The organism is Terriglobia bacterium (assembly GCA_020072645.1).
Taxonomy (GTDB): Bacteria; Acidobacteriota; Terriglobia; order Terriglobales; family Acidobacteriaceae; genus Angelobacter.
Genome location: JAIQGK010000019.1, coordinates 58,409 through 71,949, shown reverse-complemented (window position 1 = coordinate 71,949; position 13,541 = coordinate 58,409). Strand labels below are relative to the sequence as shown.

The window sequence follows — 13,541 nt, the reverse complement described above, 5'->3', positions numbered from 1 at the left end:
AGGAGAAAAATCATGTCGAAACCACAGGACAATCGTGTACTCAGAGGCCAGTTGGCTCGGGACTTAACTCCGCAAGAGCTTGAAGTGATCACCGGCGGATTTTTCACAAATCCCAACAGAGACGTGACCACCACGTTCTGCACGCTCGCATCAGATGGCGACGACGACTAAACAACAGATGGGCCGCTCAGTCGGCGGCCCTTTCTCCTGGCAGTGATCGTCTCATTCCAGGCGACAAGATGATTTCTATGTGCAGTGCTTGGACACCGCGCGCACGTTCCCAGGCTCAGTTTTTATGGGATCGCAACTGAAATAAATATTTGGCCTTATAACTGATAAAGGAGTAAACCATGTCAGCAAAATCGGACAATCGAGTACTCAGCCGCCAACTGGCTCGCGACTTAACACCGCAAGAGCTTGAGACCATCACTGGAGGATTTTTCACAAATCCACACAGAGACGTAACCACCACGTTCTGCACGCTCGCCTCAGATGGCGACGATGACTAAACAGCAGCAAGGGCCGCTCAATGGGGGGCGACCCTTTTTTCCGGCTTGCCGGCGCATCTTTTGATATTAAGAGGAGAACTCGAAATGAAGGTCATCATTTTTGCCTATGCCAAAGAAAATCACACAGCTCCCGTAAAATGGGCGTTGGAACAAGCTGGCTATGAAGTGGCTTGCTGGGGCGGTCTTTCATGGACGGAGCAGCAGCAATCTTCCCTGCTGCTAGACGCACAGGCAAAGATGATGCTGGGGCCGTTCACGGTCAATCCGGGCGATGCAATCTGGATCCGCCGGCCTGATGTACCGACGCATAATCCCAACGTATCAGAAGCCGACAGGAAATTTGCCGAACAGGAATATCGCGCCTTCTACCACTGCCTTGCTTACACGCTGGAAACCATGCCTGTGTTTTGCTTCAACAAATTTTCAGCGGCGCGTTTTATTCACAACAAAGCAGTGCAATTGCAACTGGCCGGGATGTGCGGCCTGCGCGTTCCTGAAACTCTGCTGTCGAATTCACCCGGCCTCATTCGAGAGTTCGTGGGCCGCAATCCTGACAGGACCATCGGCAAGGGATTCAGCCCTCATGTCTGGCAGCGTAACGATGAAGATGGCGTGTCCGTAACGGAAACATTCAAGTTGACGCCGGAGTTGCTGCCCTCCGATGAAGTCCTTACGTACGCTCCCGGCATTTATCAGGAGAGAGTCGAGAAGCAATTCGACATCCGCATGGTGATTATGGGCCACAGGGTTTATTCGTATGCCCTGCTCAATCCCAAGAAGGCGCTCGATTGGCGGCAGGATGCAGGCTTGGGCAACGTAACAGTGGAAATCATTCCTACGCCGCCCGACGTTGAAAAAGGAATCCTGGAGTTTGCCCAGAAAGCGAAGATCTGTTTCGGTTCGGTTGACTTTGCCGTGGACAACAACGGGCAATGGTGGTTCCTGGAGATCAATGAGCAAGGACAATTCCTGTGGCTGGACCAGTTCAACCCGCAAGCCAGAACTCTGGAGAAGTTTTGCGCGTTTATTACGGCCCCGGAAGGATCTGTTCAGCCGCTGGAAGATCGTCTGGGACTGTTCCCTAACTTTTCTGACTTCATCACGCACTTCAGGAGTCTTCCGGAAAACCAGGAGCCTATTGATATAGCAGCAGCAGTCGCGGCTTCACCTTTTATGTCGCGGGAGACGGGAAGGGCCGGCTGACAGCACCTGAACCGTTCCCTGGGCGAACAATCTGATGGCACATACAGCGGCTGTCGCTATCCAGGATGGCCGCCAGTTTCCTTGCTATCCGGCTTTGTCGGTCTTGCCAAAGATAGCAGACCATGATCCCGTGTGGCCGTTCCACAGCCACTCCTATGGTTCGCCGTACCGGGCGAAACAGCACGAAAGTACCATCACGTCCGTGAACAACTCTCCTGCTTAACCGGGGTTAAGATACGCATGACGCCGCCTGATAGCTCCTCCTATGGGCGCCGACAATAGTGTGCTTTTCAGCAGCAGTGCGTTTAGCAGACCAGCTGCGTACTTAATTGAGACCAAGGAGAGTAGTGATGTCAGCAAGACAGATTAGCAATCGTGCAACCGGCAAAACTTTAGCCATGGCGCTGGCTGTATTCGTGATGTGCTGCGCGCTGGCGACGCAGGTAAGCGCGCAGGACGCGCCATATTTCGCGCCGCCGCAGCTTGACCGCATGGTATCGCGCATTGCGCTGTATCCCGATGCTTTGCTGGCGCAGACGCTGGCCGCCGCAACTTTTCCTGACCAGATTTCCGACGCATCCTACTGGGCGGACGAGCACCACGACATGACCGGCAACGAACTGGCCGCCGAGATCCAGGACGATCAGCTGCCCTGGGATCCATCCGTTCAGGCTCTGCTTCCCTTTCCCGCCGTGCTGCACATGATGGCGTCTGACATGGATTGGACGACCGATCTGGGCAATGCTTTTCTGGGCCAGCAGCAGGAAGTGATGTATGCGGTGCAGAGAATGCGCCGGCGCGCGCGCGACTACGGCTACCTGCGCACTGGCCCGCAGATCATCGTTAGCGGCGGACCTTATATCACGATCATGCCGGCGCGCGTAGACTACGTTGTGGTTCCCACGTACGATCCGGTTGTGGTCTATGAGCGGCCTCGCGCGGGCTTTTTCATCGGCGGCGCAATTGGCTTCCGCTTTGGCGTGGTGCTGGGAGCTTCTTACCGGCCATGGGGCTGGGGATATAACCGCATCGCCTGGGACCGTCGCGTGGTCTTTATCAATAACGCGCCGTGGCAGCGCACTTGGGTGAACCGCCACGAATATCACCATCCTTATACCGTGCGTTACTATCCTGAGCATCATTACGACAGAGGACATGAAAATCATGGACGCGAAGTGTCCTATCGCGCGCATGAGCGGAATGAGGAACGCCGTGAAGAGCGCCATGAGGACCATGTTCGCGAAGAACGCCGTGAAGATCGTCGTGAAGACCATGCCAGAGAAGAGCGGCGTGAAGATCGCCGTGAAGACCACGGCAGAGTCGATTATCGCCACGAAGATCACGGGCATGACGTAGCGCATGAAAATCATGGCCGCGATGACCACAGTCACGATGTGGCGCAAAATCACGGGCATGAAGACCACAGCCACGACGTAGCTCAGAACCGCGGGCACGACAACGGAAATCATGGAAACCAGGGACATGACAACGGAAACCATGGCCAGAATAATGGAAATCACGGGCATGACAGCCATGACGATAAAGGCGATAAAGGCAATCACAATCGCTAAGGCTTAAACAGACAACATGGCGCGGCTCAATGGGCCGCGCCATCTTTTTTTGCAGATGTTTTATTTGAAAACCAGATGCGCGACGCGCGTTTCCAAATTCAAATAGATCATTGTAAGTGCGGTTAGATCGAAAGCAGCGTGTGCGCACATCAGCATAAGCAGTCTGCCAGTGGCGGCAAAGATTGATCCAAAAATGAGTCCAGTGATGGCAGCTTGCTCGGTGCCTGCAAGTCCCTGATTGAAGTAGTGTGCCAACCCAAACCAAACGGACGTGATCAGCACGATGAATATTTTCCCGCCGATGCCCGGCGGAAAAAGCTTGCTGAAGCGCTCGAACATGTATCCGCGAAAGACGGTCTCTTCTCCCCAGCCCGCAACCAGGCAAGCCCATATGCCTGCGGGAAGCAACGCACGACTGCCTACCCACGAATGGTAAGCCCAGTTAATAGGATCGGCGCCCAGCAGCGGCATGACAATGGCCTTCATCAGAAACTTCAATGCAATGCCGAAAGCCACGCCGAGCGCGATGCTGGCGATCCAGTTGCGCGGCCGCACATAGCCGATTTCTCTCCACGGGGTATGGGACAGCTTTGCCCATGCGAGAACTAAAATGGCGCCGACCGGGACCACGACCTGACCCAAGAACACGTTGCCGGTAAAAAGAATAAGAAGAATCGCGAAGATGCCCAGCAGACCAAACCGCCGCAACTCCTGGGAGAAACGGTCGTCTGGTGGCGGAGCCGGCTTCGGCAATGGTGCGCTGGAAGTGGTCATTTCAACCTACGCACCAAAGTTTACGAAACAAAACTTTGTCTTGTTCCGCGAATATAAAGATTTTCACCACGGACTCGTCACAAAAGGTCCTCTTTTTCTGGACTTTGCGACACACAACATCAAACTGGCAAAAGAGCGCATGGGAGCAATGGCCGAAAGCTTAAGCCCGCAAGCCGGAAGTCGCGGCGCAAATAGAATTTTATTGTTCAATCACGGCGGCTCGTAGCGCTCAGCAGAGCAACGCGTGCGCGAAAAGCTCCATCTTGGTGCGTGATCTTAGTGATCGCCCAAATACGCGCCGGTTACGTATCCCAAGGTTGCGCCCATAAGAATGTCCGACGGAAAATGCTTCTTGGCCGGATAGCGCGAGAGGCTTACGCCAGTTGCCAGCGCGTATGCGCTCCATTTAAGCCATCGGTTATGCGGATAGCGGTGCGCGATAACAGCAGCAAAAGCAAAACTTGTGGCCGCGTGTCCCGACGGAAACGACCGTCCGCCGGTCCAGAATCTTCCTGCGCCATTCCCCGTGGTGGGAAATTCGCGATCAAACGCAAGTTTAAGACCCAGATCAACAGTGCCGGCGGCGCCCATGGCAGCGAGCGCCTTAAAACCTGTATCGCGAAGATAAGAATGATGGTTGCCGCAGCCGACGCCATATCCGAGCACGCCGGATCCAAGTTCCATGCCCAGTCCCACGTTCGACCACAAGCTTGCCGTCTGCTGCAAGGACCTGGACTGTATGCGATTGTCCGCAGGCCGATCGACCTTGGCGATCATCACGCCAGTCGCCGCCAGGACAGGAAGTTCCCATAGCAGATTCTTTGGGCGAATCACGGCGCGTGGCACACCCTTCAGGCCATCTCCAAAATGCGTTGTCTCATTCCACGTCTGGTGAGCGAAACCAGAAACGTTGCAAGGGTTTTTGGCGTCCTGCGCATGCGCAGTCACGCTCATAGTGACGAGTAAAGTCCAGGCCAGCAGTTTTGAGCTAATCAGAGAAGTTCTTCTTGAAATTGAAGAACGCGATTTACAGCGGCTCATGGAAGTTACATCCTTAATGCCCATCATGCGGTTTATGATGCGGTCATAACGTTGGATGCGACTCCGCGGGCTATAGGGCGCAGGTGGTGCGGCCAACTGCCTCAGGCCCTCTACGAACCAATCTTGATCTCATGCCGGTTCGGCTTGTCGTACGGCAAGCGATAAATAATTTCGATGGTGTCTGTGGTTGTCTTGTCTTTTTTCTTCTTCAAGGACTGCAAGTCGCAGCGGTCAAGGTTTCTGGCAGACGCGGTATTGCCTTTGAGCACTTCCCCAATGTCATCAAACATCAACTGTGAACTTTCATAATATGAATGGCCGATTACGCCGGCGCTCAGCGGCGAAGCATCCACCGTATCCAGGCCATCGGCTACCACGTATTCGCGCTTGGCATCGCCGGCGCGAGGCGTGCGCGAGTGCAGGATCCGGGAAAATCCCAGGGCAAGATCGTGGTTAGAAAGGTACATAGTGCGATTCTTGAATGGGCCCGACCGCAGAAACAGCTCGCGGAATGTCTGGGAGTCCACGTCCGGAGCGATCATCACCAGTTGTCCCAGACGCTCCGCCGGCAGGTGCAGGCGCGCCAAAGATTGCAGCGCGGCGCGGTTCCCCATGCTGTGCGCCACAATGTGAAGCACGTGATGCGGAGGAAGAGCATCGACCAGCTCCTGCAGGAAACCTGTGAGGTGCTCAAAGGTCCATTCATTCACGTCATAGTCTTTTCCATAGGCAAAAAGCCGGTTTTGCGAGGGCCAGCTATAAGCCACGGGAAGCGCGTCCACTTTGCTGCGCTGCACCAGACGCGCCGCAATCTGCAAAGACTCGTCGAAAGAATATCGATAGCCATGAATGAACAGCACCACGTCTTTATCCGCCGCATTCACGCGACGAAAAAACTCGGCTTTCGGGAAAGCCAAAGAGCTTTCCGTACAGGAAGCGTTTTCTTCTTCCGGATGTTCGCATTTCACGCCATAAGTCAGGCGTTGCGGAGCAAGATTGCGTTCCGCGGAAAAAGTAAGGTGCTCCAGCGATTTCGGCTCGCGATCGGTGGCAAACAACACGCCGGTAGCGTGCAGCGCGGGTGGAGCAGGCTCGACGACATAGTGCGCCGGACAAGTCTTGTATTTGTGACAGCCAGAGAGCAACGCAACAACTGTTAAAGCAAAAACCAAGTTTCCAGTACGGAAGCGCAGTGGTTTCATGTTCGGCCCAAGCACCAGAGTTAGGTTAACCATAAAGCTTGGCCAGGTCTTCCAGCGTGGGGTGTGACCAGGCTTTCACAAAAGTTTGCGCCGGGGGTTGCGAGCCGCTTCGAATGTGGCGAACCAGCATATCCATCGCGGTATCCATGGTAAGCGAGGTAATGATGGCGGCATTCAGTGTGCCCGCATCCAGCAAGGGCTTGGCCTGGCTGAGCACGCCGACTCCGCAGTACGGCAGGCTGAGCCATTTCTGGCGGTCTGCGCCAGAAGCGTTTTCTTCAAACGCCTGTCTTGCCGCCAGGATGAAATCCGTATTCTGCGCGGCGATCAGATGCGTATCGGCGGCCCGCACGTTTGAAAGCCGCACCCATGACGTCACGGAATTGTGGGCGCTCTCGGCCGTCCACTGTATTTTCAGGCTCTTCATCTGAATAGTGGCGCCCAGCACGCTCTCCAGCCCTTCAGATCGTTGCGCGGCCAAAAAATTTGTTGCCGGGCCACGCAGATACAGCACGGAACCACCATGCGGAAGGATGGCCAGAAACTGCCGTCCCTGCATGCGGCCAATTTCAGTGTGGTCCTGCGATACGGCAAACACCGGCGCTTTGGCGCTCTTGCGCAGCGGTTCCAGGTAATCCACGCGCGCATTGCTCACCACCCATCCAATTCCCGCAGCCACGGCGGCTTCCGCCACGCGGGGCAATCCCTGGTTATTCACCGGTTCCACAATCACGGCATCCGGCCGCCCGGACTGCGCCTGCACAACTTCCAGCACCTGCTGGCTCTGCGTAACCGGATCGCTCTTGGCGTTGATCACGTGCAGATCAAGTCCCAGGCGTTGCGCCGTGGTCCTGGCAACGGCCTCCTGCTCGCGCAAATAGTTATTCTCGCCCGGCAGGGACACCACAATGCTTAGCCTCTTCATACCGTTCTCCTGAAGTCCAGCGCCATGCAACCGCGCTCGACTGAAAACCTGGAACAGACAGGAACCCTGGGCTGTCTTCGAGTCACAAAACCGAGCCAGAAAATCGAGCAAACAAATTGCGCCTGGGCCAGGGACCGAGAGCACTTCGCTTCAAAGCCGTTAGCCCAAAGCATTGTGTATGCGAGATTGTAATGTGTCTTCGCCGATTTTGAACAAGGAAGTTGGAGGCTATTCAACAACGCTTTTTTCTTGATTTGAAGAGGCTTAACGAACAGGCAGTTTCTTTACGCGGCCATGGAAGTGATAATCGCGCAGTCCATCGAGTCCGGCCCACGCGGAATGATATTCGGTGTAGAGATCGTTGGGATCGCCAGCCCACGAGCCATCCGGGCGTTGCGTGGATACGAGAAATCGCGAACCTTCAGCTACCTGCGGATCATTTTCAAATCCGGTGGCTTTCAGGCAATCCAGCGCTTCGCCCACCATTTCAGGATCTTCATCCTCAATCGCCTGTTTCAATTTACGCCGCAGAAAAACCAGTTCACTGGGCAGGAGAGAACTTGAGACACGACGTTCATGGTAGCGATCCAGTGTGTAGATGACGTGCGTGATGGCATAGAAAATGTCGAATTCCGTGTCGTCGTCATAGCCTTCATACGGACGCAGGCGCGGCAGCCATTGCAGCACATCGCGATAATGAGTTCCCAGCCGTATGCCGTACGCATCGCCAAAAAAGGTCACGATCAAAGCGCTGTACCATTGATCGTAACGACCAGGATTGTCGAGACGTGGAGGCCCGTGCGCGGGTCAAAGCCGAGGTAATCCTGTGCGCTAAATTTCGCGGCGGCCCGGCGCAGTTCAGCTTTGAATCGACGGTCAGGAAACCCGAGCCGGTCAGCGGAGTATGCTCCCGTCACAAGCAGGAAGATGCCGGCTGGATTTGCATCGGCCGGAACGTGCCGGTGAGATTTGCGCCAGCGCTGCGCCAGTTCACGCCCCGTGCGTCGCGCGGACTCACTTACCTCATGATCGCGGGCGGTATGGGCGATGGTATAGAAACACCACAAGAGATCTGCGCCATAGCGGGAGAAGTTCGCGTCATCTTGCGCAGTCCTGTGCAGAAAGTTCAGAGCGCGATTGATGGCCGCATGACGGTCCTCCAAAGAGGACGCATGCAATGTGCCCGCCGCCGCAATCGCAGCAAGAAAACAACAGAGCAAGAAACGCACGGCGGGATTATAGCGAAATGGACATGCGGGCAAGAAGGCGCGGTGAACGTATGGAATCCCATCCTTCGCAAAATGCGCGAAGGATGGGCACCGCGCTTGGGCAGAAAAAAGCGGGAAGATTTCCCGCCTGCTTATTAATCAGGGTTTCACACAGAAACATCCGAACTGGTTGCACCTAAAGACCAGTCCGGGCATGCAGGTGATCACGTTGGTGCTGGTTGAGATACGCGGTTTCGTGGCGCTTGGCGCCTGAGCGTTCGACGCCATCAGCGGCGTGCACAGCAATGCTGCAACGATCAAGAGTTTTTCGAGGTTTATCATTTTCATAAGTCCTCCGGGCTTTTTGGATTCGCGCGTTGCGCGATGTGATTGCGTTCAATTTCGCATTGTAAGCCGTCTTGTTGGAGCAGAGGCTGTTCCTCCAGCCGATTTTCCAGAGATCTTCCCATTTTGGAACAGGTTTGAATCAGAGAACACTTCTCTTTAATCTTGGTCTTTCAGGTCGGTAGTTGCTTGGCGGCTGTTAAGACTTAATCGGCGTCCCCGCCGAACTTCCTCGCGGCCGCCTGAAGCGCTGACAACAAAAACCTATAACAAGAAAGGAGATTGAATATGGCAAATAAAAAAGAAAACAGAATACTGGGCCGCATGGGCGCTCGTGAGCTGAGCGATCAGGAAACCCAAAACGTTCAAGGAGGATTCTTCACGCTAGCGCCCTGCTCAGCGCCTAGCCCCACATTCCCAAACGGGGACGGTGTACCGGCGGACTGCGGCGGCGTGTAATTCGAATCGCAAAACGGGGATGAAGAAAAATCTGCTTCATCCCCATAAAACATTTCTCAGCTGCTAACCACCGCTCCGCCGATTCAGAAATCTATTCGCGACGAGCCTACGGCGTAAAAGGAAGAGGCTCTTTCTGCGCTTTTACGGCACGGCTGAAGCCGTGCCCTGACACTTGCCCTCACGGTGGATACCGGAGTCGCGGTCATTGCGGAATTTAGAAACTGTGCGACGAACGGTATGAAATCCCACCCTTTGCAAAAGCGGCAAAAGGATGGGTCATCCAGTTTAGGTAGTCGGAAAAAGGGGAACCAATAGGCCACCCGCTCTTATCGAGGGCACCCACGGTATTGTGAGTTAAAGAAAAGCCAGATTGGGTGGGCCCGCCTTACTCCTTTACCGCGACGGGGCCTGCGCTCGGACATTCCTCCAGGACTTCAATGGTGATTTCTCGAATACAAAATTCTTCATGCGTGGCGTGCGATAGAGTGGTTACGCTGTGCAGTGCCAGAGCACCGGCTTCGATATCGTCTGCCAGTTGGCGCAACGCCGCAACCGCTTTGGTGTCATTCAGCCCGAAAGCGTACTTGCCTGCTCGATCGGCACAGTCGGCTGCCCGGATGGGCTTTCTGCTCCCATTTGCCATTCAGATGTTCTCCTTTGGGCCAACAACGGCCCGAAACTCATACCTTGCACGTACCGAGCTCTGTCGTGCGCTGCAGCCGCAGCCGTTCGTGAATGCAAACCACACGCCATTTTTCTTTGATTTCGCACCACCATAGCGACACTTGGGCGGGCCTCAAAAGAAAAATGTGGCCAGAGGTTCGCAGGATGGGGTGAGTGACAATCGATCATTATTTGTTGAGGAGAAACGCCGGGTCTCTCGCTCTCAGCCTGATAACTCTGTTTACCTTTGCGAGTCGGATTTGGTACGGTTACTAGCAAACCGATGGACAAACATGGTGCGCACAGATCGCTGAGGCTTCCGCGGAAGGTATTCGTCTTCCTGTTTGTGATCGCAACCGCTCTTGGATTAGCCGAATCCGTTGCCTGGTATGCGCAGTTAACGTCTCTGGGAACGCCGGCTTCTTTTGCAAGTGGGTTGCTCTGGTATTTTCTGGAGATTTATCTATGGCTGGCTTTATGTCCTCTCATTTTCGCCGTTAACCGCCGCTTTCCGCTGGCTCCGCCAAGAGTCCATATCTACATCTTGCACGTGCTTATGGCGATCATTCTTCCATCGTTGACGCGCCTGTTGGGATTATCCATCGACAGGCTAGTGGATCCGGGGTTCACAGCTAACATCCCTTTTACATTCCGATATCTGGCTGTGTACTGTGCTTATCGCACACCCGGCCAAATGGTGATGTATTCGCTCATTCTGGCTCTCTTCTGCGCGCATGATTACTACGAAGGGCTGCGGGAGGAAGAGGAACGCCGGGCGCTTCTCGAAACTCAACTGGCAAGAGCCGAGTTAATGGCCCTGCGCATGCAATTGCACCCTCACTTCCTCTTCAACACACTGCATTCCGTTTCCGCGCTGATTGAGAGCCGTCCGAGCGAAGCCATTCGCATGATTGCCAGGCTGGGCGAATTCCTGCGCCTTTCGATCGATGGACGCGACTCGCGGATGATCTGCCTGGAAGAAGAAATTCGCTTTGTCGAGCTGTATTTTGGGATTGAGCGTGTGCGTTTTGAAGATCGCGTGCGCCTCCGGGTGAATCTTGGTCCCGGCACGGAATCAGCTCTGGTTCCAAATCTGATCCTTCAGCCCCTGGTTGAGAACGCACTGCGTCATGGCGCGTGGGAGCATGGAGGAGCGGCCCGAGTGGAAGTAGCCTCACGGGCGGTGGACCATTCCGTGGAGATTATCGTCCGGAATGAGCAGGAGAGTACTCCCGAGGCGGCTAAGCTGATTCGGGAAGGAGTCGGCCTTGCCAACGTGAGGTCCCGTTTGCAATTGTTATATCCAGAACGGTTTCGGTTTGAATATGGCTGGAATTCACCCGGGGTGTTTCAGGTCCTGATCGCGCTCCCCGCCTCTCAAGGAGAGACAACACGATGAATCGCAGTGGAGCGCGTCTTACTCAGAAACCACTGGCAGAGAAACTACGGGTGATGGTCGTCGATGATGAAGGCCTGGCGCGGAACTTCCTGCGCCACATGCTTGAGAAGGACGACGACATTCAGGAAATCCAGGAGTGCAGCAGTGCGAGCGAGGCCCGGGAGCGCATCCAGCAATGTTGCCCGGATATCCTGTTCCTTGACGTCAAGATGCCGGGACTGTCCGGTTTCGATTTGCTGGAAAAATTATCAGAAGAAGATCAGCCCGTCATAGTGTTTACCACGGCGTTTGCAAACTATGCGCCCAGGGCCTTCGATATTCAGGCCTGCGATTATGTAATGAAACCGTTCGATGAAGACCGGCTATTTCTGGCCCTGGATCGGGCCAAAGAAGCGCTAAGAAACCAGCTCAGACGAGCGCGATCTCCCTTTCGAATTACGGTGGCCGACCGAGGACGGAACATCAGGCTATGCGCGGATGACATCATCTGGATGGCGGCCGAGGACAACTACGTCAGAATCCGTTGCGGCACAGAAACTCTGCTGGTCCGTTCAACGCTGAACAAGTTGGAGCGCGATTTCAAACAGGACGTCCTGCTCAGGGTTCATCGCTCGTGGATTGTCAATGTGAATAGCGTGAAAGAGATCCGACAAACCCGCAATTATCAATACACGCTCGTTCTGGCAGACGGTACAGCCATTCTGTCGAGCCGCCGGTATAAACACTCTCTTCGGACCACCTTTCAGATCTGAGGCCTGCTGCAGCCGCGGTCCGCTGTCGTGCGGCGGACGGTGTGGCAGTCGATTAACGGCGCGTTTTTAAAGAGCAGATCTATTCGCGCTCCGCTGCGCTGCGCGACGAGCCTACAGCGTAAGGAAGAAATTCTTTTCTGCGCTTTTACGGCACGGCTGAAGCCGTGCCCTGACACTTGTCCTCACGGTTGACACCGGAGTCGCGACCATTGCGGAATTTAGAAACGGTGCGACGAACGGTGTGAAATCCCACCCTTCGCAAGAGCGGTGAAGGATCAGCTACCTCAACATTGCTGTGAGCGGGAAGAAGAACAAAGGAAAGGTGGTTCTCTCCAGCTTTCAGGACGATCCTAACCGGCCCAAGAGATCTTTTTCGCGCTCGGCCTGAAGTTTCCCAATCCATACAGCTTTGACTTCACCATTTTCATTGACCAACAGAACCGTTGGCGTCCCGGACACCTGAATATCCGGTAAAGGAGACTGCTGGACCAAATCAACCTTCACGGCTTTTGCCGCCAAGTAAGACGTTGCTTCTAAGGGCGATTGTGGGAACACGGCAACTGTACGGACGTTTTTCTCTTCCGCTGCCTTTACCAACTGCCGATAGAATGGAGCGCTTTCCGTACAGAAATGGCAATTGGTTGATAAAGCCAGAACCAGCGTCTTTCCATTGGCTTTCCAATTGACATCTTTGAGCTTTATCTTTGAGCCAATGACAATAGATTGCGGATTTGACTGGTGTCCGAGGTTGTTGCGCAAAAGCAATGTTGCCGCCAATAAGGCAACAATGACGATTCCAACATTCGCAACCAGTTCAACTCTCTTTGCAGTTCGTTCATTACTAATGCCCGCCATTGTTGCCTCCTGTCATTTTGGATCGAGTGAAATAGGAATCAGCAATTGCCAAAGCAACACTGATTGCAATCAAACAAATTCTGCCTGCAAATATCATCGCATCCAAACTGCCCGATGCAGGTTGCCTCACACGCCACATAGTCAGCATGGCATTGGTCCGTGCATTGGCTCGCAGCGGCAGGCGTTGGTTGAATCAGAACCAGCACCGCCACCATCAAAGCGAAGAGAATAGTTAGCCGCATAGCAATTTTAACATAGGTAGACATGCTTTCTTATTCCTTCTTTCTTGCCATTTTGTCTCTCTCTAACATGGCAACGGAAATTATAGAACTAAATAAAATGAATGAAACTACTTGCACCATATATTTATAGTTATCTAGTTTCATATTGGAGCTTGTACCAAAGTGGAATTAGTGTCAGTTATTTTCATAACTATTAGAAACTCTTAACTTTTTGCCCGACTTGTCACATCCTTGCAGCAGATATTGCGCCTAACTAAAAGCCAGAGCGGAAAAGGTGGGCCACCCGCCGAACGCTGCCTGTTTGCGTTCCGCTGCGCTGCGCGCAAGCCTACGGCGTAAGAAGGAGTTCGAAACTCAGTGAGCTCCAAAATGGAACTTACTTTGTTTGAAATG

16 protein-coding genes are annotated in these 13,541 nt (G+C 54.1%); 8 read left to right on the top strand and 8 right to left on the bottom strand.

The genetic code is table 11. The features are described from left to right. Positions 1-12 precede the first annotated feature (12 nt). The 4 genes from LAO76_24105 to LAO76_24090 all read left to right on the top strand — a co-directional run bounded on the left by LAO76_24105 (position 13) and on the right by LAO76_24090 (position 3,283). Entirely contained in the window at positions 13-171 is a 159-nt protein-coding gene (locus tag LAO76_24105; protein MBZ5494017.1) for a hypothetical protein, read from the top strand. Positions 172-350: 179 nt separating this feature from the next. After that, a complete protein-coding gene (locus LAO76_24100) occupies positions 351-509 on the top strand; it encodes a hypothetical protein (protein MBZ5494016.1) in 159 nt (52 codons plus the stop codon). 84 nt (positions 510-593) lie between these two features. After that, complete coding sequence (locus LAO76_24095) at positions 594-1,712, top strand: hypothetical protein (GenBank protein ID MBZ5494015.1); 1,119 nt, start codon at positions 594-596, stop codon at positions 1,710-1,712. 350 nt (positions 1,713-2,062) lie between these two features. After that, positions 2,063-3,283, top strand: coding sequence for a DUF3300 domain-containing protein (locus tag LAO76_24090; GenBank protein MBZ5494014.1), 1,221 nt, complete (start codon positions 2,063-2,065; stop codon positions 3,281-3,283). A 60-nt stretch (positions 3,284-3,343) separates the two neighbouring features. On the opposite strand, the gene LAO76_24085 is transcribed toward LAO76_24090, so the two are convergent. Next, positions 3,344-4,057, bottom strand: coding sequence for a CPBP family intramembrane metalloprotease (locus LAO76_24085; GenBank protein MBZ5494013.1), 714 nt, complete (start codon positions 4,055-4,057; stop codon positions 3,344-3,346). Between LAO76_24085 and LAO76_24080 the strand changes: the two genes are divergently transcribed. Beyond that, positions 4,050-4,283, top strand: a complete 234-nt coding sequence (locus tag LAO76_24080; protein ID MBZ5494012.1) for a hypothetical protein — start codon at positions 4,050-4,052, stop codon at positions 4,281-4,283. The genes LAO76_24085 and LAO76_24080 overlap by 8 nt on opposite strands. A 50-nt stretch (positions 4,284-4,333) precedes the next feature. On the opposite strand, the gene LAO76_24075 is transcribed toward LAO76_24080, so the two are convergent. From LAO76_24075 to LAO76_24055, 5 genes are all read right to left on the bottom strand, one after another. Further along, positions 4,334-5,011, bottom strand: coding sequence for a phosphatase PAP2 family protein (locus tag LAO76_24075; GenBank protein ID MBZ5494011.1), 678 nt, complete (start codon positions 5,009-5,011; stop codon positions 4,334-4,336). A 197-nt stretch (positions 5,012-5,208) separates the two neighbouring features. Then, complete coding sequence (locus LAO76_24070) at positions 5,209-6,333, bottom strand: alpha/beta fold hydrolase (protein MBZ5494010.1); 1,125 nt, start codon at positions 6,331-6,333, stop codon at positions 5,209-5,211. Further along, the gene (locus tag LAO76_24065) at positions 6,326-7,225 is read right to left on the bottom strand and encodes a substrate-binding domain-containing protein (protein ID MBZ5494009.1); all 900 of its coding nucleotides are present in this window, start codon (positions 7,223-7,225) and stop codon (positions 6,326-6,328) included. Before LAO76_24065 ends, LAO76_24070 begins: the two co-directional genes overlap by 8 nt. A gap of 264 nt (positions 7,226-7,489) precedes the next feature. Continuing rightward, positions 7,490-7,972, bottom strand: coding sequence for a hypothetical protein (locus LAO76_24060; GenBank protein MBZ5494008.1), 483 nt, complete (start codon positions 7,970-7,972; stop codon positions 7,490-7,492). Beyond that, positions 7,969-8,454: a hypothetical protein gene (locus LAO76_24055; GenBank protein ID MBZ5494007.1), complete on the bottom strand. Its 486-nt coding sequence runs from the start codon at positions 8,452-8,454 to the stop codon at positions 7,969-7,971. The genes LAO76_24060 and LAO76_24055 overlap by 4 nt, the downstream gene beginning before the upstream one ends. A 612-nt stretch (positions 8,455-9,066) precedes the next feature. Between LAO76_24055 and LAO76_24050 the strand changes: the two genes are divergently transcribed. After that, complete coding sequence (locus LAO76_24050) at positions 9,067-9,237, top strand: hypothetical protein (GenBank protein MBZ5494006.1); 171 nt, start codon at positions 9,067-9,069, stop codon at positions 9,235-9,237. A gap of 385 nt (positions 9,238-9,622) precedes the next feature. On the opposite strand, the gene LAO76_24045 is transcribed toward LAO76_24050, so the two are convergent. After that, positions 9,623-9,880 carry a hypothetical protein gene (locus tag LAO76_24045; GenBank protein MBZ5494005.1) on the bottom strand — a complete coding sequence of 86 codons (258 nt, stop codon included), beginning with the start codon at positions 9,878-9,880 and terminating at the stop codon, positions 9,623-9,625. Between the two features lie 303 nt (positions 9,881-10,183). Between LAO76_24045 and LAO76_24040 the strand changes: the two genes are divergently transcribed. Together LAO76_24040 and LAO76_24035 are read left to right on the top strand one after the other, a co-directional pair. Continuing rightward, positions 10,184-11,299 carry a histidine kinase gene (locus LAO76_24040; protein ID MBZ5494004.1) on the top strand — a complete coding sequence of 372 codons (1,116 nt, stop codon included), beginning with the start codon at positions 10,184-10,186 and terminating at the stop codon, positions 11,297-11,299. Next, positions 11,296-12,051 carry a LytTR family DNA-binding domain-containing protein gene (locus tag LAO76_24035; protein MBZ5494003.1) on the top strand — a complete coding sequence of 252 codons (756 nt, stop codon included), beginning with the start codon at positions 11,296-11,298 and terminating at the stop codon, positions 12,049-12,051. The genes LAO76_24040 and LAO76_24035 overlap by 4 nt, the downstream gene beginning before the upstream one ends. 339 nt (positions 12,052-12,390) lie before the next feature. Here LAO76_24035 and LAO76_24030 read toward each other — a convergent pair whose 3' ends face one another. Next, positions 12,391-12,906, bottom strand: a complete 516-nt coding sequence (locus LAO76_24030) for a redoxin domain-containing protein (GenBank protein MBZ5494002.1) — start codon at positions 12,904-12,906, stop codon at positions 12,391-12,393. Positions 12,907-13,541 lie beyond the last annotated feature (635 nt).